The 22,208-nt window shown below is 44.3% G+C and carries 18 protein-coding genes; 13 read left to right on the top strand and 5 right to left on the bottom strand.

What is annotated here, in order from left to right; translation table 11 throughout:
- Positions 1-6: 6 nt before the first annotated feature.
- Positions 7-711, bottom strand: coding sequence for a Crp/Fnr family transcriptional regulator (locus tag FN961_RS08100; protein ID WP_143564047.1), 705 nt, complete (start codon positions 709-711; stop codon positions 7-9).
- A 108-nt stretch (positions 712-819) separates the two neighbouring features.
- Between FN961_RS08100 and FN961_RS08105 the strand changes: the two genes are divergently transcribed.
- The gene (locus tag FN961_RS08105; RefSeq protein WP_143564048.1) at positions 820-2,193 is read left to right on the top strand and encodes a hypothetical protein; all 1,374 of its coding nucleotides are present in this window, start codon (positions 820-822) and stop codon (positions 2,191-2,193) included.
- Between the two features lie 107 nt (positions 2,194-2,300).
- The gene (locus tag FN961_RS08110) at positions 2,301-4,703 is read left to right on the top strand and encodes a TonB-dependent receptor (RefSeq protein WP_143564049.1); all 2,403 of its coding nucleotides are present in this window, start codon (positions 2,301-2,303) and stop codon (positions 4,701-4,703) included.
- 47 nt (positions 4,704-4,750) lie between these two features.
- Here FN961_RS08110 and rarD read toward each other — a convergent pair whose 3' ends face one another.
- Positions 4,751-5,638 (bottom strand): EamA family transporter RarD, encoded by an 888-nt coding sequence (gene rarD / locus FN961_RS08115; protein ID WP_143564050.1) that lies wholly within the window; start codon positions 5,636-5,638, stop codon positions 4,751-4,753.
- Between the two features lie 149 nt (positions 5,639-5,787).
- Positions 5,788-6,252 carry a thioesterase family protein gene (locus FN961_RS08120; RefSeq protein WP_143564051.1) on the bottom strand — a complete coding sequence of 155 codons (465 nt, stop codon included), beginning with the start codon at positions 6,250-6,252 and terminating at the stop codon, positions 5,788-5,790.
- 258 nt (positions 6,253-6,510) lie between these two features.
- On the opposite strand from FN961_RS08120, the gene recQ reads away from it, so the two are divergent.
- Positions 6,511-8,337 carry a DNA helicase RecQ gene (gene recQ / locus FN961_RS08125; protein WP_143564052.1) on the top strand — a complete coding sequence of 609 codons (1,827 nt, stop codon included), beginning with the start codon at positions 6,511-6,513 and terminating at the stop codon, positions 8,335-8,337.
- A 15-nt stretch (positions 8,338-8,352) separates the two neighbouring features.
- Here recQ and FN961_RS08130 read toward each other — a convergent pair whose 3' ends face one another.
- Positions 8,353-10,098: a tetratricopeptide repeat protein gene (locus tag FN961_RS08130; protein WP_143564053.1), complete on the bottom strand. Its 1,746-nt coding sequence runs from the start codon at positions 10,096-10,098 to the stop codon at positions 8,353-8,355.
- Between the two features lie 517 nt (positions 10,099-10,615).
- Here FN961_RS08130 and leuA point away from each other — a divergent pair.
- The 7 genes from leuA (at position 10,616) to glpK (ending at position 19,530) form a co-directional block, all read left to right on the top strand.
- Entirely contained in the window at positions 10,616-12,187 is a 1,572-nt protein-coding gene (leuA, locus tag FN961_RS08135; protein WP_143564054.1) for a 2-isopropylmalate synthase, read from the top strand.
- A gap of 117 nt (positions 12,188-12,304) precedes the next feature.
- Positions 12,305-13,399, top strand: a complete 1,095-nt coding sequence (leuB, locus tag FN961_RS08140; RefSeq protein ID WP_143564055.1) for a 3-isopropylmalate dehydrogenase — start codon at positions 12,305-12,307, stop codon at positions 13,397-13,399.
- A gap of 93 nt (positions 13,400-13,492) precedes the next feature.
- Complete coding sequence (gene leuC / locus FN961_RS08145; RefSeq protein WP_143564056.1) at positions 13,493-14,893, top strand: 3-isopropylmalate dehydratase large subunit; 1,401 nt, start codon at positions 13,493-13,495, stop codon at positions 14,891-14,893.
- 9 nt (positions 14,894-14,902) lie between these two features.
- Entirely contained in the window at positions 14,903-15,517 is a 615-nt protein-coding gene (gene leuD, locus FN961_RS08150) for a 3-isopropylmalate dehydratase small subunit (protein ID WP_143564057.1), read from the top strand.
- 507 nt (positions 15,518-16,024) lie between these two features.
- The gene (locus tag FN961_RS08155) at positions 16,025-17,314 is read left to right on the top strand and encodes an outer membrane protein transport protein (protein WP_143564058.1); all 1,290 of its coding nucleotides are present in this window, start codon (positions 16,025-16,027) and stop codon (positions 17,312-17,314) included.
- Between the two features lie 203 nt (positions 17,315-17,517).
- Positions 17,518-18,000 carry a nuclear transport factor 2 family protein gene (locus FN961_RS08160; protein WP_143564059.1) on the top strand — a complete coding sequence of 161 codons (483 nt, stop codon included), beginning with the start codon at positions 17,518-17,520 and terminating at the stop codon, positions 17,998-18,000.
- A gap of 42 nt (positions 18,001-18,042) precedes the next feature.
- Positions 18,043-19,530: a glycerol kinase GlpK gene (glpK, locus tag FN961_RS08165; RefSeq protein ID WP_143564060.1), complete on the top strand. Its 1,488-nt coding sequence runs from the start codon at positions 18,043-18,045 to the stop codon at positions 19,528-19,530.
- Positions 19,531-19,545: 15 nt separating this feature from the next.
- On the opposite strand, the gene FN961_RS08170 is transcribed toward glpK, so the two are convergent.
- Entirely contained in the window at positions 19,546-19,836 is a 291-nt protein-coding gene (locus tag FN961_RS08170; protein WP_143564061.1) for a hypothetical protein, read from the bottom strand.
- 514 nt (positions 19,837-20,350) lie between these two features.
- Here FN961_RS08170 and mraZ point away from each other — a divergent pair.
- The 3 genes from mraZ to ftsL all read left to right on the top strand — a co-directional run bounded on the left by mraZ (position 20,351) and on the right by ftsL (position 22,173).
- Positions 20,351-20,809 (top strand): division/cell wall cluster transcriptional repressor MraZ, encoded by a 459-nt coding sequence (mraZ, locus tag FN961_RS08175; RefSeq protein WP_143564062.1) that lies wholly within the window; start codon positions 20,351-20,353, stop codon positions 20,807-20,809.
- A 35-nt stretch (positions 20,810-20,844) separates the two neighbouring features.
- Positions 20,845-21,786: a 16S rRNA (cytosine(1402)-N(4))-methyltransferase RsmH gene (gene rsmH, locus FN961_RS08180; protein WP_143564063.1), complete on the top strand. Its 942-nt coding sequence runs from the start codon at positions 20,845-20,847 to the stop codon at positions 21,784-21,786.
- 72 nt (positions 21,787-21,858) lie between these two features.
- Positions 21,859-22,173 carry a cell division protein FtsL gene (ftsL, locus tag FN961_RS08185; RefSeq protein WP_143564064.1) on the top strand — a complete coding sequence of 105 codons (315 nt, stop codon included), beginning with the start codon at positions 21,859-21,861 and terminating at the stop codon, positions 22,171-22,173.
- Positions 22,174-22,208: the final 35 nt, after the last annotated feature.

Genomic DNA, 22,208 nt, shown 5'->3' on the forward strand with positions numbered 1-22,208 from the left:
TCGAGTTTAAGATTGGTTGGTTAGACTGGGTAACTTGTCTGCGTTAATTAAAATTTTTCGGTAGCCAATACTGATGTAACCATCTTTCTCTAATTCAACCAGTAGTTTATTGGCTGTTTGTCGAGAGAGATTTAAGAAAGAAGCGAGATGCTCTTGGGTGACATCAACCTGCAGCCAACCGGGTTTGTCATCCATTGGAGTGGCACTTATTTGCGATAAGATATTGATCAACATTCTGACTCTGGCATTAAGAGAATGTAGGCTAACAAACTCTGTCCAATTCATTAATAATTTAAACTGTCGATTAATCTCAGCCATCACTCTTGGGTACAGATCGGGATTATTTTCACACAGTTTTCGAATGACCGCACCTGATATCACAATGACGTCAGATTTAGCCGTCGCGACCCAATCATGGGAGAGTGCTTGGCTATCAAAGCAGGACATCCATCCCATCCAGCGGTGTGGACCGATTGGAGGAAATCGCACTTCTTTACCATCTAAACTGGTTGCGACCACATTTAGGCTGCCTTTAATGACAAATCTAACCTGATCGCCAATGTCTTCTCTATGGGCTATAACCGTTTCATTTTTATAATGATAGGTCTTTATCTGGCTCAGAATATAGTCTATTTCAGCTTGTTCACAAGCACTAAAAACCCCGGAATACCTGAGAAATACAGCTAACTCATCTTGGCTATATTTTTTCATAGATTGTCTATTTGGCGACAATTGGCCCTCTCTTTATCGTCTAGGTTAATACTCTAAATCTATTTACGAAAAGTAAACAATTTCGTTTCATTTTCGCAGGGGAGAAAGATGGCTTACGACATCGCTAATATAATAAGCACGCAACGACTCAAATGGATATCTGTTTTTTTTCTGACCAGTGTGAGTCTGAATATTCAGGCTAAACCATTGGATTATGAGAAGCCGACGGCCGACATTGAAGGACCACGTACCTGTTTTTGGAATCGTGGCCCTTTTAGTGCCGATCCCTATATCAATGTTGCGTATCCCGATGCCAATGTTTTTTACTGGGCGGCGACTTTTACCATTCCAAAAAGGGCTAAGTTAGAGGTTGATGGAGAGTTTGCCCATGCTCGTTATCAATCTTTGATCAGCTACGATGAGTGGGGAAGACCTCAGGACTCTGTTGCTGATTACTTGATCGCCCCCAAATTGAATAACACTAACCCTTATCAAGCGGGTGCTGACCGCCAGGCTGAAAGTCGCAGCTATAGCCTTGGTGTGAAAACCGGTGTGCCGCCAGAAATAGAGCGTGGCGTGATGCAGCGTAATACCGTACGTACCAGCATTTATGCCCCTAGTTATAAGAAAGACCAGCAATTGCTGATTTACCGTATTTATCTACCGGATGAACAAGCTTCAATTACTGGAGGCGTGCCTTTGCCATCGCCAGTGTTGACCTTAAGTGATGGTAAGCGACTCAAGGGCAGTGAGGCTTGTGACGCGCTAAAGTCGAGTCAGCAGCTGAAAATTGATCCTAGCGCCCTCAATATCAAGGCTGAAAAATATGTGGCACTGAGAGATCAAGCGGATAAACCTGCAACGTGGCCGGCGACTAATCCCGCCTCTTGGTATATCCAATATGACAGAGAGTTTTTATTGTCGATGTATTCAGGCGAGAAAGTGAAAGCCGGTCGGCGCTCTGAAGGGGGCTTTTATCCCAATCTAGACAATAACTATATCCGTTCAATCGTGAATAGAAAATTTGGCAAGGTGTTAGTGATCCGCGCCAAGATGCCTAAGGTGAGTAAGTCTTTTTACGGTGAGCGTAAACACAGTGAAGCGGACCTTCGTTACTGGTCAATCTGTTCCAATCAAAGCTTTGCTAATACTCGGGTGACGGATTGTTTGTTTGATGAAGAGGTGCCGTTAGATCAACACGGTTACTACACTGTCGTGGTGTCACGGGAGGAAGACCGTCCCCGTAATGCTAAGCGTGAGTGTGGTGTTGCTTGGCTTGAGATGGCTGCTGACGGAGATGGTTTAGGTGATGAAGATATGGCCGTAGTGCAGATCCGTAATTTACTCGCATCGCCGGACTTTCCTCATGCGGTGCAAAAGATCCTCAAGCCTGGGGATGAGCAAAAAGTTATGCAGGCGTATTTTCCTAAATCGCACTACATGATGCCCTCTATGTTTGAGGCTGTTTTTCCCTGTATTTAATGGGGCTGGCTCGCTGGGGATGGCGAGCCAATTTTACAGATGGGGTTTAGTCGTATTCATCTGCGTATTCCAATAACTATTAAAAAATAGAAGAAAGAGAGTGGACTATGCGTTTAACATTATTATCAAAACTGATTATTTTTGCTGTGATTGGCGTGCCTTTGGCATCATACGCCAATGATGAAGTGACAGAAAAAACACAAGCTAGAAAAAGGCAGCTCGAAGTGATCACAGTGACAGCGCAAAAGCGCACCGAGAGTGTCAAGGAGGTGCCTTTGTCTGTTGCGACGGTCAATAGAGAAACACTAGAGAATATGAACATTACCAATACGGAGGAGCTATCGAGCCGTATTGGTAATTTCACCGTAAGTCAGTCTGGTCAGGGATTTAATATCTATATGCGCGGCTTGGGTTCTGGGCCTAATCAAGGTTTTGAACAGACGGTGGGAACCTATGTCGATGGGATCTACCGTGGGCGTGGACATTTGATGCGCAGCACTTTTCTCGATCTTGAGATGGTAGAAGTACTGCGAGGTCCACAAGGCACCTTGTTTGGCATGAACACCACCGCTGGGGCGTTAAACTTGGCCACTGCAACGCCGACAGACTATTTCAGTGGTTATCTCAATGGCAGCTATGACATGACCAATCAAGGCCTGACCTTTGAAGGAGCGGTATCTGGTCCTCTAGCAGATAACCTTCAAGCCCGTTTTGCATTCAGGGCTGTCGACAGTGACGGTTACATGACCAATAGCGTGATTGATCAAAATGAAGTGCAGCATGAAACCTTATTGGGGCGCTTATCGCTGGCTTGGCAGCCAACCGATAATTTGAGCATTGAGCTTAAGTTGCAAGAAGATAAAGATGAGTTTGTTGGAGACAGTAATACCAAGGGGATATTAGAGCCAGCACTTGCGGCTGCCAATCCTGCTTTAGCGGCAAGTTTAGGTGATTATGGCGTGAGTCTGACATCAGCCAAAACTGCTCCGGCATTAGGCGAAGAAGAGGGCGGAGAGTTTACTGCGAGCCATCAGACTTTAAAGGTTGAGTATGAGCTAGATGAACACACCTTAAGTGCGGTAAGTGGTTGGCAATCCTATCAAGTCGATACCTCAAATGATGGCGATAGAACCCCAAGACCTTTGCTTTACAGAAGTGTGAGTGACGAGGAATACACGCAGTTTAGTCAGGAGTTTCGTCTTGCATCAAAGGGAGGTGAGACCTTTGATTATATTTTAGGGGCTTATTATCAAGATTCAGAGCTGACCTATGATGAGCACTTTTTGGCGTATGCACTGCAATTTGATGGAGTGCGTGGTTTTAGTAGTGACTCTGAAGTGATGAGTGTGTTTGGTAAGTTTGATTGGCAGGTTGATGATAACTGGAGTGCCAGTTTAGGACTTAGGTATACCCATGAAGAGAAAAAGGGTCGCCGTGATCTGACCTTAGTGGATTTAGTCTCAGGCACCCCTATCTCGCAAGTGCCGCTGATCTCACCTCCAGCGCTTAAACCTGCGTTAAATAACTTTGGGTTAGCGGGGATTCCCGGTTCAGTTTACAGCTTGATGTTAGGTGCCGATTATCCCTATTTAGATCCACTTCTTTTAGGCAGTAACACGCAAAATATTGTTAATCCTATTTATCGAACGGGGAGCGACCATAGTATCCACGCAGAGCGCACAGAGGAAAGTTTCACGCCGGCATTGTCGGTAAAGTATCAACTTGAAGATGCGATGTTCTATGCCAGTATTGCTAAGGGAGCTAAGTCAGGCGGTTTTGATGCTAGGGCTAACCTGCCTGAAAATTTTGAGTTTGATGATGAGTCGGTTTTGTCCTATGAAATTGGCAGTAAGTTAACCTTAGATGATGGTGCGGCGGATCTTAATCTGGCGTTGTTTTATATGCAGTTTAGCGATCTGCAAACCTCCACCTTTGATGGCAGTACCGGTTTCTATGTCGAAAATGGCGCTAAGGCGACTTCTTACGGACTAGAGCTTGATGGCCGATGGGCATTTGCTGATGATTGGATGTGGTCTGGCAGCTTAGGTTTACTCGATTTTAGTTGGGATGACTTTAGTGGGGCGAAATGTTTTACCAGTTTAAGCGCAACGTCTGACAATATTGAGGCGAATGGCAGTTCCTGTGATCTTTCTGGTCAGCCAAATGCGCTGTCGCCAAAAGTATCCGGGAGTAGCGGCTTAGAGTATCGAAGTGAGTTGAGTAGTGATTATGACATTAGGGTGATGGCCGAAACGGTATTTAAGTCTAGTTACTTTACTAATGCAGATTTGAATCCCTTTACGGAGCAAGAGGCCTTTGTAAAATACAATGCGCAAATCGCTTTGATCAATACCAACTCTGACTGGCAACTTGGCTTAATACTGAAAAACCTCTCTGATGAGATCACCATTAATAGTTCTTATGATATGCCGTTTACGCCGGGTGGTTATGTGGTTTACACCGAGCCTGGACGCAGTGCGACGTTACAGTTTAGCTATAAATTCGATTAGTCTTAGCAGAGTATTGAATCAAGCCCCGTCAAGGGGCTTGATGGTCTCTAAACGATAGGTTTTCTTTTATAAAACATATCAATAGTAAAGATGACTAGCGCACTCCAGATAAAGGCAAAGGTGATCCCTTTTTCTAGATCGAAAGGTTCATTAAACAGTGTAATGGCCATGATAAACATGATACTTGGACCAATATACTGGAAGAAACCCAGCATCGAGAGAGGGATCCTCACTGCGGCCGCTGCAAAGCATAATAGAGGAATAGTGGTAACAATACCCGCAGCCATCAGGAGCAGATTAAGGGATAGATCATTATTCATTAAGTGAGTCAGCGAGTCACCAAAGTTAGCAAACAAGAAGATCAAGGCAACAGGAAATAAGATTGCCGTTTCTACTAGCAGGCCGGTTTTTGCATCGACATTGACCTTTTTGCGTAATAAGCCATAAAGGCCGAATGAACAGGCAAGCCCAAGAGAGACTAATGGGATAGAACCAAATGAGATTACCTGAACTAAGACACCTGTTGCCGCTAAAGCCACCGCCAGCCACTGGAGTTTACGCAGTCGCTCACTCAGAAATACCATGCCGAGTATGACGTTAATTAACGGATTGATGAAATAACCTAAACTGGCATCCAACATATGATCATTGTTAACCGACCAGATAAACAACAACCAGTTACCTGCAATTAAAATGGAGGTAATGGTAAGTATGATTAGCTGTTTTGGTCTTTTAAGCACTTGTCTGAGCCGTGAAAAGCCACCAAACATCATCATAAGGAATGTGACGAAGACAAATGACCAGATCACTCGATGGATTAAGATCTCAGGGGCTGGGACATCACCGAGTAATTTAAAGTAGAGGGGAGCAAAGCCCCATAGGGTGTATGCGCAAATCGCGGATGCGATGCCCTTATTTTGTTCAGAACTAAGCATTAATCAAGCTACAGCAAGGAGAGTGACGGCTATTGTATGCCTCATGACTAACGGGCTCAAGCTTGGGTATAGATTCGTTTTAGCTTTCCTGCTGTCATCAGTTTGTGACAGCAGGAAAGCTAAATTGACACTGCTGTTAATGTTCGGCGTTAGCCAACCATATAAGTCCCTGTTCCAAAAGCAATATGATCGCCATGCTCATTATGCAGCTCCATACGACAGACCGAGACTCGGTTCCCTGCACGTATGACTGTACCCGTGCCGGTAAAGATAGATCCTCTGCCGGGTCGTAAATAATCAATTCTAAGATCGATAGTACCCAAGGTTTGCAGCCGAGTTTGTAGATCGTCAACGCTCCAATCATCTCGGCTAGCAACCAGCCCAGAAAAGGCTGTTAATCCACCGACGACATCGAGTACGGTTGCTGTTACACCGCCATGGAGAATGTTCTGATGAATGTTGCCGATGAGTTCAGGCTTCATATTAACGACGACTTCAACACCGTCAAGGTCATAGCGTTTAATGTCCATACCTAACAAGTTGTGGAATGGAACCTGTTTGTCGAAAACCTCTGCGACTCTTTGTAGGATCTCGACTTGAATAGGGCTAGTCATGGAGGTTAACTTCTCTTTTGTCGATTATTAGAGCAATTAATCTATCGCTAACCTAGGTCGTTAAGCAAGCAATAATCATAACTTTAAGTTGTGAAAAAGATGAACACATTAATAAAATCAGCTGATTAACGCCGTTAAGTGATTTGAATTTCTTGCAATAGATACTGAAAGCAATTGCAGAAAACCAAGTGTAATAGGCAAGCAATTTACTGAATTTGGTATTAGAATAGGCAGCCCAATTTCTGACTCTGAAGCCCAATGGAACAAGCGATAAATGAAGCTCAATTAGATCCACTCTCCGCCAGCCTACAGTCTGTTTTCGGCTACCGGACATTCAGAGATGGTCAGAAAGAGGTGATAGAGCAGAGTTGTTCCGGCTATGACTGTTTGGTTATCATGCCGACAGGTGGGGGTAAAAGCCTCTGTTATCAGTTGCCTGCTTTACAGTTCCCAGGGTTAACCATTGTAGTATCCCCTCTTATTTCATTAATGAAAGATCAGGTTGATAGCTTGACTCAGATGGGGGTCAGCGCTGCTTACCTGAATTCCTCTTTACCTAGAGAGGAGAGCGCTAAGATTTTACAACAGATGCACAGTGGCGAATTAAAGCTACTTTATGTCTCTCCCGAGCGTTTATTGCAAGGGCACTTTATCGACAGACTGCATGAACTGCATATCTCCCTTTTTGCTATCGATGAAGCTCACTGTATCTCACAATGGGGCCATGACTTTAGACCTGAATATGCCGCCCTAGGTAGACTTCGTGAAGTGTTTCCTCATGTGCCGATTATGGCGTTAACGGCAACCGCAGATCAGGCTACTCGCAAAGATATCTGCGATAGATTAACCATCACACCCTATTCATTGCTAACCAGTTTTGATAGACCCAATATTCGCTATACAGTGGCTGAAAAGCTCAATGCTGCGAATCAGTTACGTCAATTCGTTGTTGCCCAAAATGGCACCAGCGGAATTATCTATTGCAGTAGCCGCCGCCGTGTCGATGAAGTGGCTGAGCGACTTAGGTTACAAGGCCATAATGCAGAAGCTTACCACGCGGGTAAAACCCAAGAGGAGCGAGCAGACGTTCAGGACAGGTTCCTAAAAGATCAACTCGATATCGTTGTGGCGACAGTGGCATTTGGTATGGGCATTAACAAGTCTAATGTGCGCTATGTCGTGCATTACGACATCCCAAAAAGTGTTGAATCCTACTACCAAGAAACCGGAAGAGCGGGTCGTGATGGCCTAGATTCTGAAGCGCTATTGTTATTCGATCCTGCTGATATTGGCCGAGTGCGCCATCTTATCGAGCAGTCTGAACCTGGTCCACAGCAACAAGTTGAATTTCATAAACTAAATACCATGGCGGCTTTCGCTGAGGCGCAAACTTGCCGACGTCAGGTACTACTGCACTATTTCGATGAGAGTGCTTCTGAGCCCTGCGGTAACTGTGATATCTGTTTAGATCCTCCTAAGCGTTATAACGGGATTCAAGATGCGCAGAAGGTGCTGTCCTGTATCTATCGCTTAGATCAGCGCTTTGGTATTAACCACCTCATTGAGGTGCTTAGGGGCTCTAAAGCGGCAACAGTGTTAGATCGTGGCCATGATAAGTTGTCCACTTGGGGAATAGGTAAAGACAAAAGCCATGAATTCTGGCTGAGTATCATACGTCAGATAATACACCTGGGGTTTGCCAGTCAAGATATCACTCGGGGCTCCTCGGTGAAACTTAACCCATCGGCGCGTTCGGTACTAAAAGGTGATGTTGAATTACTGCTCGCTGAGCCGAGAATGGTGCTGCAAAGCACCACTAAGCGTAGAGGCAGCAATACTCGGGCACCGCTTAACTATGACCGTAAGTTGTTCGCACGATTGAAGCAGCTTAGGCGTAAGTTGGCAGAAGAGCTTGATGTGCCACCTTATTTAGTATTTAACGATGCGACGTTAGCCGAAATGGCGGCGATACTTCCAACAAGTCCCGGTGAAATGCTAGCTGTAAACGGTGTTGGTGAGCGCAAGTTGAGCCGTTTCGGTGGTGAGTTTCTTGATGAGATAAGCAGTTACTTAACTGAGGGGTAGAGAGTTTGTGAGAGGTTAATTTGTCTCTCTTTGCTTTCTTTGCCTTAACTGTTGCACATTGGCGCGTTTGATCAATGAAGTGATACTGTCATGCTGTTGCATCTTTGCATAACCTATCTTGCTGATGTTACCTCGTAAAAGGGGGATCATCAGCTCTTTTATCTGTGTGATCAGTTTTAAAGTTCCCTCCTCTTTGGTATAGGGCAAGAGCAAGATTATCTCCTCATTACTTCCATTAACCATTAGGTCTTGCTCCCTGAGCAACTTTTCCAGCTGTGCATTCAGTATGGGGAGATCGTCACGATAAACTTGTAAGGTATTTATCAGGATAAGACTCAAAGGAAAGCCGCCGAGTTTACTGTTACTGAGTAGACGATCGATTTTTTGCTCTTCGGTTTTAGCTTCTGGAAAACTCGTAATCTGCTTAGCTTGGTGTTTTGATCGATAAGTGAGAAAGCTCAATATTGACGTAATGAGCAACAAGATAAAAATAATGGCATAGCCAGATTGGAAACCAAACCCAGGACTTACCGACGCCATATTGTTATTGATTTCCGATTTAAGCTCTTGTTTTTGGCGGCTTAACTTGGCGTTTAATTGCAGTAGTCGGGTATCTTTTATGAAGTTATACGAGTTTTCAGCCGCTTTAAATTGGCTCTCTTTATACTTATAAGCGAGTTTAAAATCTCCCTCTTTTTCATAATGCAGACTCAATATTTGATAGCAGAGCACTAGCTCATCGTAGCGTGATGTTCGCGTTGCGACCTCTATCGTTTGCTTCATCAGGGTTAGGGCTTTATTGGTGGCACCACTCGCGAATAAAGACTCGGCAAGTTGACGTTGTGCCCTGATGACCTCCAAAGATTTCTTTTGCTTTTTGAAGGTGTTTAAGCTGATCTCTAAAAGTTGAATTGCCCGCCTAAAGTTTCCTCGAATATATTCAAGTTGAGCCATGAGTGTGTAGCTCTGAGCCAGCTCAAAGGCGGTACCTAGTTCAGGTAGTTGGCTCTTTGCATTTAATATTAAGGCATCGCTCGACGGGAGTTGAATTAACAGTGCCATGTAAGCTACTTGGTTTAAGAGTTGAGCTTTGACTTTTCCTTGCAGAGGCTCGGATGCTAGTGCGCTATTTATGACTGAATAGGCTTGTTTAAACTCACCTCTTTGTGCCAAAAGTTGACTTAAGGAGAGGCGAGCATAGGCAAGAGGCGGCCAGCTCCAATTGAATGGCTGTTTTGATAGCTCTGGATAGATAGCAATCGCTAAACGCAGATCTTCAGAGGCGTTACTGTAACTATCTATGCGGGCATCAATAAGCCCCCTGAGCATTAAGCCGTTGATTAAGGATTGGGGCTGCTGAAACTCCCTGGAGAGCGCTATCGAGGTATCAATAATGGGCAATGCCTGACGGTAGTCACCATATTGGGTAAGGGCACCTGCCATACAGTTCATGAAGTAGGGACGTGCTTCTTCAAGCTCCATCACTTTTGCTTTGGCTTCGCTCATTCTCGCAATATTAATGGCCGCTTGATTCTCTCCTAGTTGCAGGTAAGTTTCACAGCGTAGAAGAGACAACCTTAACTTTTCAGATTCAGATAGCTTAATGGGGGAGGTGATATTGTCGAGCGTGTTTATTTCTTCAAGCGCCCTGCTTGGGTACTCGTAGAGCAGTGTGTTGATGTTATTGAGCCGATCCATAGTATTTGCCCACGCTGGCGCGAACCAGAATGACAGGCACAGTACTATGAGGCGAAAATCCATTTATTCAAGTCCCAAATATCAATTTTAATGATTGAATTCGGCATTATAACGAATTCCCCTCTTGTGTTGTATTAAAAAACAGCGATGATTGATTTTACTGCTTATTGTGAGCTCAAGCCTTGCATAAACAGTGTGTAAAAGATCACTGGTTAACAAGAGATTATTGATCGTTGAAACGGTATTTTCTGGTCTAATCTGTTCATAATGAAAAAAATGGGGTTGACACTCGCGGCTCCACACGTTAAAAATTAACCTGTAGTATTAAAAAATGAACGCATAATTATTTATGCGGATTGAATATAACAGCGATATAAGACTAAATGAATACTAATAGTGCATTACTGAACCTCCTCATTCTCATTCTCGCAGTTTCTGCGCGGAGGAAGTAGTGTTGCACGATTGATTAGAGTCACCAACATTCAAAACCCCGCGCTACGAGTCGCGGGGTTTTTTGTTTATGTACCCAGCAACGAGATGTAGCGCATAAAAATAAATAGCTATTCCACGGAGAAAGCAGATGTCTAACCGAGTGATTATTTTTGATACAACCCTACGTGATGGCGAACAAGCTCTTGCGGCCAGTTTGACGGTTAAGGAAAAACTACAGATAGCACTCTCTTTGGAGCGTTTAGGTGTCGATGTTATGGAGGTGGGTTTTCCTGTCTCCTCTCCTGGCGATTTCAAATCTGTAGAGACTATCGCCCGTACGATTAAAAACAGTCGAGTGTGTGCGTTAGCCAGAGCGCTTGAGAAAGATATTGATGCAGCAGCGCAATCTCTATCAGTTGCAGAACAATTTCGAATTCATACCTTTATTTCCACTTCGACCATTCACGTAGAAAGTAAGCTTAAGCGCTCATTTGATCAAGTGCTGGAGATGGCTGTCGGTGCGGTCAAATATGCTCGTCGTTTTACCGACGATGTAGAGTTCTCTTGTGAAGATGCGGGTCGTACACCTATTGATAACTTATGCCGTATGGTTGAAGAGGCGATTAAAGCGGGTGCACGCACGATTAATATCCCTGACACTGTGGGTTATACCGTTCCGAGCGAGTTCGGTGGCATTATCCAAACGCTATTTAATCGAGTGCCTAATATCGACCAAGCCGTAATTTCAGTGCATTGTCATGACGATCTAGGTCTTTCCGTTGCCAACTCAATTACAGCGGTTCAGCACGGTGCACGTCAGATAGAATGTACGATTAACGGCATTGGCGAGCGAGCGGGTAACTGTTCACTAGAAGAGATCGCCATGATCTTGTCGACCCGTAAAGGAGCGCTTGGATTAGAGACGGGGATCAATGCTAAAGAGATCCACCGCACTTCAAACTTAGTCAGTCAGCTATGTAATATGCCTGTGCAGCCTAACAAAGCTATCGTTGGCGCGAACGCCTTTACGCATTCATCGGGTATTCATCAAGATGGCATGCTGAAGTCGCAAAATACCTATGAGATCATGACTCCAGAAAGCATAGGGCTTCCACGTAATAATCTGAATATGACATCACGATCTGGTCGCCATGTGATTAAACATCGCATGGAAGAGATGGGCTACGGTGAGCAAGATTATGATATGGATACCCTGTATGAATCTTTCCTTAAGCTTGCTGATAAAAAAGGTCAGGTTTTTGATTATGATCTTGAGGCACTGACCTTTATGGAGGCGCAAGCGGAAGAGGAGTCATATTACCAACTTAAGCAGTTAGTGGTGCACTCTGATTCAACCCAAGGTCATGCAACCGCCACTGTGACAGTTGAGCTAGAGGGTGACAGTATTACTGAGGCTGCAACCGGTAACGGTCCTGTCGATGCCGCCTATAACGCCATTGCTCGTGCGAGCAAGTGTGAAGTGAATATCACCAGCTATAAACTTAGCGCTAAGGGTGAAGGACAAGATGCGTTAGGTCAGGTAGATATTGAGGCTAGCTATCAAGGGCAAAGCTTCCATGGTGTTGGATTGGCAACTGATGTGGTTGAAGCTTCAGTGCAGGCGCTCATACATGTAATGAACTTGACTTGGCGCGCAGATAAAGTGGCAGATTGTAAGCAAAGAATACAGCAAAAATCGAAATCGCTTGGTGGCGTTTAGCCCTAAGAGCTATTTGTCTTTTTAGCTTGAGTTTGGCGATTGAGATGAGCGTACAGGGCAAAAGACCCTATTAAATTATTAGAATATTAACATTGAAGATCAGGAGTTGAGTGTCGTATGAGTTATCAAATAGCGGTATTAGCCGGAGATGGAATTGGGCCTGAAGTAATGGCTGAAGCGCGTAAAGTGCTCAGTGCTGTAGAGGAGCGATTCGAGCTTGCTATTGAATATAGTGAATATGATATTGGTGGAGCTGCTATTGATAACCATGGTTGTCCGCTGCCAGATGTAACGCTAAAAGGGTGTGAAGCCTCTGATGCCATTCTTTTTGGATCGGTTGGCGGCCCTAAGTGGGAGCACTTACCTCCTAATGATCAGCCTGAGCGTGGTGCTCTATTGCCGCTTCGTGGTCATTTCGAACTATTTTGTAATATGCGCCCGGCTAAGTTGCACTCCGGCCTTGAGCATATGTCACCACTGCGCAGTGATATCTCATCAAAAGGATTTGATGTCTTGTGTGTACGTGAACTAACTGGTGGTATCTATTTTGGTAAGCCTAAAGGGCGCCAAGGCGAAGGTGAGAACGAAGAAGCTTTCGATACCATGCGTTATAGCCGTAAAGAGATCACCCGTATTGCTAAGATTGCTTTTGAAGCAGCTCAAGGGCGTCGTAACAAAGTCACTTCAGTTGATAAAGCCAACGTGCTGGCCTGTTCTGTATTGTGGCGTGAAGTGGTTGAAGAGGTTGCCAAAGATTTCCCTGATGTAGAGCTTGAGCATATCTATATCGATAACGCGACAATGCAGCTACTTCGTCGCCCTAATGAATTTGACGTCATGCTTTGTTCTAACTTGTTTGGTGACATCATCTCTGATGAGATTGCCATGTTAACTGGCTCAATGGGACTGCTTTCATCGGTTAGCATGAACAGCAAAGGTTTTGGTTTGTATGAACCTGCTGGTGGCAGTGCGCCGGATATCGCTGGGCAAGGTATCGCAAACCCAGTGGCTCAAATTTTATCTGCAGCACTATTACTGCGTCACAGTTTGAAGCTTGAAGATGCGGCTGCAGCGATTGAAGCTGCCGTAGGTAAAGCCCTTAGTGATGGTTATCTGACGGGCGAGTTGTTACCTGCTGATGAGCGTAGTAATGCTAAAACAACTTCACAGATGGGTGATTATATTGCTCAAGTCATTAGAGAAGGCGCATAACTCATGGCTAAAACATTATACGAAAAGCGGTGTGAGATGGATACCTCCGTTGCTGCGAATATGAGCTGGTTCGAAATGGGAGGTTATTAATTCATGGCTAAGACATTATACGAAAAAGTATGGGATACCCATATTGTGGTTGCCACTGAAGGTGAAGCGCCGCTTATCTATGTCGATAGACATCTTGTCCATGAAGTGACATCACCTCAGGCGTTTAGTGGTTTGAAGGTGGCGGGTCGTAGATTACGCGCGCCAGAGAAAACTTTTGCCACTATGGACCATAACACCTCAACAAAGAGTGCCAGTCTAGATGCATTAAGCCCAATGGCGCGTATTCAGGTTGAAACCCTACAGGAAAACTGTAAGGAGTTTGGTATTCGCCTATATGATATTCATCATAAAAATCAGGGTATTGTTCATGTTATGGGCCCTGAGCTTGGCATTACCTTGCCAGGCACTGTTATTGTGTGTGGCGATTCTCATACAGCGACCCATGGTGCGTTTGGTGCACTTGCATTTGGTATTGGTACCTCAGAAGTCGAGCATGTGATGGCGACGCAAACCTTGCGCCAAAGCAAAGCTAAAACGATGAAAATCGAGGTTCGTGGTCATGTGACTCCAGGCATTACGGCAAAAGATATCGTGCTTGCGATCATCGGCAAAATTGGCATGGATGGCGGTACAGGTTTTGTTGTTGAGTTCTGTGGTGAAGCGATTGAAGCGCTCTCTATGGAAGGGCGCATGACGGTATGTAATATGGCTATCGAAATGGGCGCCAAGGCAGGGATGGTTGCACCAGATGCGAAAACTGCTGAGTACCTTAAAGGACGTGAATTTGCACCTAAGGGAGAGTCTTGGGAGCAAGCTATTTCGGCGTGGGCTGAACTTCACACCGATGCTGATGCCGTTTTTGATGCGACTGTGGTACTTGAAGCTGCTGATATTGCGCCACAGCTCACTTGGGGAACCAACCCCGGACAGGTGGTAGCTATTGATGGTTTAGTGCCAAATCCTGCCGATGAGTCGAATGCTACCGTCAAGGCGAGCATAGAAAAAGCATTAGAGTACGTGGCGCTAGCCGCGGGCACGAGCATGAAAGATGTGAGTATAAACAAGGTCTTTATCGGCTCTTGTACTAACTCACGTATTGAAGATTTGCGCGATGCAGCTCTGCATGCAAAAGGTAAGCAAGTTGCAGTAGGTGTTACTGCGATTGTGGTACCCGGTTCAGGGCTAGTGAAAGAGCAAGCTGAAGCTGAAGGACTAGATAAGATCTTTATCGAAGCAGGTTTTGAATGGCGTTTACCAGGTTGCTCAATGTGCTTAGCGATGAATGATGATCGATTGGAGGCTGGCGATCGCTGTGCTTCTACGAGTAATCGTAATTTCGAAGGACGTCAGGGACGGGGGAGTCGTACTCACCTTGTTAGCCCTGCAATGGCTGCAGCTGCTGCTGTTGCCGGTCATTTCGTCGATATTCGTCAAACTCTTTAGGAGATTATTATGCAAGCATTTACTAATCACACTGGCCTAGCTGTGATGATCGACAGCGCTAATATTGATACTGATCAGATTATTCCTAAGCAGTTTTTATCTAAAGTGACCCGAGATGGTTTCGGAGTTCACCTATTTCATGATTGGCGCTATCTCGATGATGCCGGTGATGAGCCAAATCCTGATTTTAGCTTGAATCTTCCAAGGTATAAGGGCGCGTCAGTACTTATCTCGAAAGAGAACTTTGGTTGTGGTTCTAGCCGTGAGCATGCACCTTGGGCTTTAGCCGATTTCGGATTACGCGTGATTATTGCGCCAAGCTTTGCCGATATCTTCTATGGTAACTCCATCAATAATGGTTTATTGCCAGTCCGTCTGAGTGATATTGAAGTGCAACAGCTCATGGATGAAGTTGAGGCCAATGAAGGTGCTGAGATTGTGGTTGATCTCGAAGCGCTCACCGTTACCTCTCCATCTGGTGCAGTGTTCAACTTTGAGATCGCAGGTTCGGCAAGACACAACATGCTTAACGGATTAGATGCGATTGGTTTGACCTTAGCCTATGCGGATCAGATCGCGAGCTATGAATCTCAGTTACCTAGTTGGAAGCTTAACGAACTTTAAGCGTACAGCTGTACTAACGTATTGTATTAAGGAGGCCAAACAAGCTTAAACTTGTTTGGTCTCTGTTTTAATTTTATTATATATTCATATATCTAATTGAAATATATGAATATATAAATTTACGGTTTGCTGTGTCGTTACCCACTCTACATTGCTAGCCATTTGCACTAGTTAAAAAAACAATATTCAGTGAACACATGTTCTTAAAGATTTTCAGTGTAAGCAGTTGATTTAAAAGTTATTTATTTATTATCGCATCTCCTGCCTAAGCATAAGTACGAATCAACCTCTCTATTTGGGTACATCAGTGCCGTTTTAAAAGCATTTTTTCATTTTTTTGTGCTTATCCTGCCTAAAGCCCCAGTGTTTTCCCCTGTTTTATCTTGTTTACTTGCAAAGATATGCTGCTTGAGTACACTGCGCCTCAGAAAAGTGTTGAGCTATTACTCTAAATTGTGGGCTCGATGACAATAACGCTAAGCGTGAAACATATAGATGAGAGAAATAATGAATAAGCGCATTTTATCTGTTGCTGTGATTGCAGCGATGATGGGAACAACGACTCAAGTTCAAGCAGCTGGTTTTCAGTTAGCAGAATATTCAGCGACTGGCTTAGGCCGTGCGTATGCAGGTGAAGCTGCAATGGCTGATAATGCCGCTGCACAATTCCGTAATCCAGCGATGCTAACTTACCTTGAAGGCACTCAAATGACTACGGGTGCTATCTTGGTAATGCCAAACATCGATGTTGATGGTGAAGTGACTTTTGCCGATGGTGGAACTAGCGCCACATCAGCCAAAGATATTGCGGGTGATGCCGTTGTCCCTAATTTTTACGTCTCTCATCAGTTGAATGAACAATGGTTCTTGGGTCTAGCACTAGGCAGTAATTTCGGCATGGCTACTGAGTTAGACGATAGTTTCCTCGGCACCCAATTTGGCAATGAAGCATCAATTACTGCAATCGAAGTCAACCCTAACGTGGCTTATCGTGTTAATGAGCAGTTCAGCATCGGTGCAGGTGTTCGTTTGGTGTTAGGTGAAGGTAGCTTTGGTGCTCAAGCGCCTACGGGGACTTTTGTACCTGCAGAAACGACGCTGAAATACATGGAAGGTGATGATATCTCTTGGGGCTGGCAATTAGGTGGTGCTTGGCAGATTAATACTGATAACCGCATAGGGTTTAATTACCGTTCTGAAGTTGAACAAAATCTTGAAGGTGAAGCTAAAGGTTTAGGTTTTGACATCGCTATGATCATGCAAGGGAAAAAACCGTCTAACCATTATGATGGTGCAATGGAGTTAGCGCTTCCTGCAACCGCTGAAATCGCCAGTTTCCATCAATTGACTGAGAAGTTAGCTGTTCATGCTAGCGTGAATTGGACAGATTGGAGTACGTTTGAGAAGCTAGAAGCGGTTATTCCTGAGATATCGGCAAGCCCAATTTTAGTTAAACAAGAGAACTGGGAAGACAATTACCGTTTTGCCGTTGGTGCGACTTATCAATTGTCACAAAAATCAACGCTTAGAACTGGTATAGCTTACGACCAAGCAGCAGTCTCTGATGCTAATCGTACCACCACTATTCCTGAAGTTGACCGTTTGTGGTTGAGTGTAGGCTACGGCTACCAGTACAGTAATAACCTAGATTTTGATTTTGGTGCCACTTACATCTTCGCAGATGAGTCACCAATACATGAACATGAAGAAGATTCTGCGAAATTTGGCGGTACATTCGAAGGCCAAGTGAGCGGCAACATCATTCTAGTGGGTGTGCAGGCAACGTATCGTTTCTAGTATCGTCTCTATATAACTAAGGGGTCAGGGTTTATGCTCTGGCCCTTTTTTGTTTTAGGCCCAGCTATTTCTTACCATTTAGTATTGAAAATACTTCGGTACATTATTTATTAGCAAAATGAACTTCATAAGATTATATTCATCTAATCATAATATTATCGCAACCTAGCTCTGAACTAGGTCAATATCCTATGAGGTGTACCATGAAGCCCTTTTTATGCGCAGCAATATTATCCGTTTTACCTTTCACTGCAAGTGCGGCTCCTTCATCCAGCGAAGTCGTTGAAAGCTTTATACAAGCTTACAATCAACACGATGTAGGATTGATGGTGTCACATACAACAGATAACGTTACCTGGATGCATGTCACGGGTAAAAAAGTGAAAGTTGAAACATCGACTAAAGCTGAGTTTGGTGCGGCAATGACTGACTATTTTGAAAGCCTTAAGGGGGCTAACGCCACCATTCTTGATATTATGGAATCAGGCAGTTATGTCAGTACGGTAGAGAGAGTGACTTGGGATAACGATGGCGAACAGCTTAGCCAGTGTAGCATTGGTACTTTTCGAGTTACTGAAGGAAAACTCGCTGAGTTTTGGTATTTCCCTGCTCATGCGTGTGACGAGTTGAGCCTAAAGCCTGAAGTAGCACCTGAAGTCGGTGTACTTCAACAAACCCAATATTAATGTTTGAGACTAAGTCGAGACCTAAGTTAAAAGGATAGATTTGTGACTAAAAAATATGTAGTGGCACTGGATCAAGGAACAACAAGTTCTAGGGCGATTATTTTCGATCACGATGCGAATATTGTTGCTGTTTCACAACGTGAATTTAGTCAAATTTATCCTCAAGCAGGTTGGGTTGAACATGATCCTATGGAGATCTGGGCATCGCAAAGCTCAACCTTGATAGAGGTGATTGCCCGCAGCGGGATCCATGCCGATGAAATCGCATCCATCGGGATTACCAACCAACGTGAAACGACGGTTATCTGGGATAAAGTAACCGGGAAACCGGTGTATAACGCCATTGTTTGGCAGTGTCGTCGTAGCAGTGAAATCTGTGAAGAGTTTAAATCCCAAGGTTTAGAAAAGTACGTTCGTGATACCACGGGCTTACTTTTAGACCCGTATTTTTCCGGTACTAAAATTAAGTGGATATTAGACAATGTTCCCGGCGTTAGAGCTCGTGCTGAAAAGGGGGATCTCCTGTTTGGCACTATTGATACTTGGTTGGTCTGGAAGCTGACAGAAGGCAAAGCACACGTCACCGACCCAACGAATGCAAGCCGAACCTTGCTGTTTAATATCCATACTCAAGCCTGGGACACTAAAATGCTTGAGGCGTTAAATATTCCCGCATCTCTTATGCCTCAAGTTAGACCCTCTTGTGGCATATATGGTAAAACGCGCATTGCTGGTGAAGGTGGTGAGATTTGTATTGCAGGTATTGCAGGAGATCAACAATCAGCCCTCTTTGGTCAGCTCTGTACTGAGCCGGGTATGGCAAAGAATACCTATGGCACAGGTTGTTTCTTGTTGATGAACACGGGAGAAAAAGCGGTAGCATCTCATCATGGCTTACTGACGACCATTGCGATAGGTGCTAAAGGTGAAGTGAATTACGCGCTTGAAGGAGCGGTGTTCATGGGCGGGGCAACGATTCAATGGCTTAGAGATGAACTAGGATTGATTAGAGATGCTCAGGATACGGAATATTTTGCGTCGAAAGTTGACGACACCAATGGTGTTTACCTCGTCCCAGCCTTTGTTGGTTTAGGTGCCCCCTATTGGGACCCCAATGCTAGAGGAGCTTTAGTTGGATTAACCCGAGGCTCAAACCGAAACCATATTATTCGAGCCGCATTGGAAGCGATCGCGTACCAGAGCCGAGATCTACTCGATGCCATGACAAAAGATAGCGGTGTTGAGCTAAAGCAGTTAAAAGTTGATGGTGGAGCCGTGGCTAATGATTTCTTAATGCAGTTTCAGGCTGATATCACCTCTGTCGAAGTACAACGTCCTACAGTGACGGAAACCACCGCAATGGGAGCGGCATTCCTTGCGGGTCTGGCCGTAGGCTTTTGGAGTTCCACTTCAGAGCTTAAGCATAAGTCGGGGACGGATAAAACGTTCATCCCTTCAATCTCCGATGAAAAAAGAGATGAGTTATATACTGGCTGGCAAAAAGCTGTTTCTCAAACCATTAATACTTGATTTGAAAGATTAGGATTAAACATCAATATCAATATGGGGAAGGAGAGATTCAAGTTTCCCTTTATTGATTTCGGACTTATCATCTGTTCGTTTTTCTTGCTTGCGACGGTCACCATGAGCTCCGCTTCGCCTATCTTGAAAAATATGACGACGTTCTAGATCCGGCGGTAGCTGAGATTGAGGCGCTTCATGACTATCTTCAGTAATACCTGAGCTGTTCTCTGTCTCTTCAACAATACGTTTACGCTTAATGCTTGCCTGTACTGGGCGAGCTAACATGGCGTAGAGACTGTCTAGACCTATCATAGATCCTCCCTTTATCTTTCCCTATATTCTTCTATCGGCATGGAGTGGTTAATATTTAATCTTATAAGGGCGAAAGTCCTCCCCATTTGCACTTTTTGGATATTTTGGCGTTATAATAATCACCTCGCGTTAGATCCTGTATATACAAGTATTGAATTGTCGACTTACTCGTTCTCATATACTTAAAAGCTGAATAGCCTTTTTAGGCGTAAAGCTTAAAATTATGCGATTAAAAGTAAAAAATTGAGAAATAAAACCCACTTCTAAGATAAATAAAGATTAATGAAGTCATATTCTGTCTGTTTTCTCAGCAGTTTATGGGTAGGAGATCCACTTTTACCCCTTGTTATTTCTATAACTCCTCTGATTTGAAATATGCTGCTAACCCGCTTGAATGCTGGGTCTATAAATAGTTCCACGCTTGACAATGCTTGCGTTCTATCTCTAAACTTAGGTATTGTGGGAAATTGTGGATCTTTGTGGATCTTTTTTTCGGAGTTAAGGACAAACTAACGTGTTTCGTGGTGCCAGTGCTATTAACCTTGATACCAAAGGTCGGGTCGCTATTCCTAAGCGTTACCGAGAGCCTCTGCATACCGAATATAACAGCCAGTTAGTGATCACAGTTGATATCCAATCCGCCTGTTTATTGCTTTATCCATTAGATGAATGGAGCAAGATAGAAGCAAAATTACTTTTGTTGTCAGATACCTTACCCGCTGAAAGAGCGATGAAGAGGATGCTCTTAGGTTATGCACATGAGTGTGAACTCGACAGCAACGGAAGATTATTATTACCTCCGCCATTACGCCAATATGCCAATTTAGGTAAACGGGCCATGCTGGTGGGGCAGTTGAATAAATTTGAGCTCTGGGATGAAACTGCTTGGCAGCATCAAATAGAGCAAAGCCGGGAGACGATTCAAAGCGAAGAGTTCGCAGAGAATATACGTCTCGCCGATTTTTCACTTTAACCAGTGAAGTTAAATAAATTAGATAGAAGACAATAATGAGTCAAGAATTCGCACACTTATCTGTTCTGCTTACCGAAACGGTAGCAGGGCTAAATATAAAAGAAGATGGCATCTATATCGATGGCACATTTGGTCGTGGTGGTCACTCTCGAGAAGTGTTAAAGCATCTGGGAGAAAATGGCAGATTAATTGCTATCGATCGCGATCCACAAGCCATTGCTGCTGCTGAGCAATTTGCTGACGATGCTAGGTTCTGTATTGTTCATGGTGGTTTTGGACAACTGGCTACCTATGTTGAAGATCTTGGTTTGAAAGGGAAAATCGACGGTGTTTTGCTCGATTTTGGCGTGTCATCACCTCAATTAGATGATGCTGAGCGTGGCTTTAGCTTCCTGCGTGACGGACCACTCGATATGCGCATGGATAACTCTCAAGGCGAAACGGCTGCAGATTGGTTAGCCCGTGCAGAGATTGAAGACATGGCTTGGGTATTTAAAACCTATGGCGAAGAGAAGAACTCACGTCATATCGCTCGTTGTATCGCTGCGGATCGTGAAAAAACACCATTTTTACGTACCAAAGAGCTTGCGGATCTTATCGCGCGGATCTCTAAAAGCAAAGAGCGTAATAAGCATCCAGCTACACGTGTTTTCCAAGCGATTCGAATTTATATCAATAGCGAGTTAGAGCAGATAGATCAAGCATTAGAAGGAGCTCTGGCGGTATTGGCCCCTCAAGGTCGTTTGTCTGTGATCAGTTTTCACTCCCTTGAAGACAGAATGGTTAAGCGCTTTATTCGTCGTAATAGCCAAGGCGCAAGCGTGCCTCATGGCTTACCGATCACCGAGGAAGAGATCAATAAAACACGTCTTCTCAAGGGAGTGGGTAAAGCGACGAAACCTTCTGAAGAGGAAGTTGAGCGTAATACTCGTGCTCGTAGCTCAGTGTTGAGAATTGCAGAGCGATTGGAATATTAATAAATAACGTCATAGCGGTTGTATTGCTATGACGTCGGCGATTAAACAGGCATTTATGCAAAGGGGGAAGATTTGAGTCAATCGCAATTTAATCTCCCCAAAATCGTGTTACTTGATCTCTGGCATCATAAATGGGTGTTGCTGCTTGCTTGTGCAGTAATAGGAAGCGCAATCACGGTTGTATATACAAGCCATGTAACGCGTAAATATACCAGCCAGTGGGATCAGAAGTTACAAGATAGGGATAGGCTGGATATTGAATGGCGGAATCTACTCCTTGAGGAGCAGTCTCAGTCGGAACATAGCCGTATTACACGTATTGCATCTAAAGAGTTAGAGATGAACCGTCCGCTACCGAAAGAAGAAATTGTAGTTAGAGTGCCGTAAGCATGAACCAATCGGATAATGTTGGTCCTGCATAT

Origin of the sequence: Shewanella hanedai, from assembly GCF_007197645.1 — a bacterium.
GTDB classification, from domain to species: domain Bacteria; phylum Pseudomonadota; class Gammaproteobacteria; order Enterobacterales; family Shewanellaceae; genus Shewanella; species Shewanella hanedai.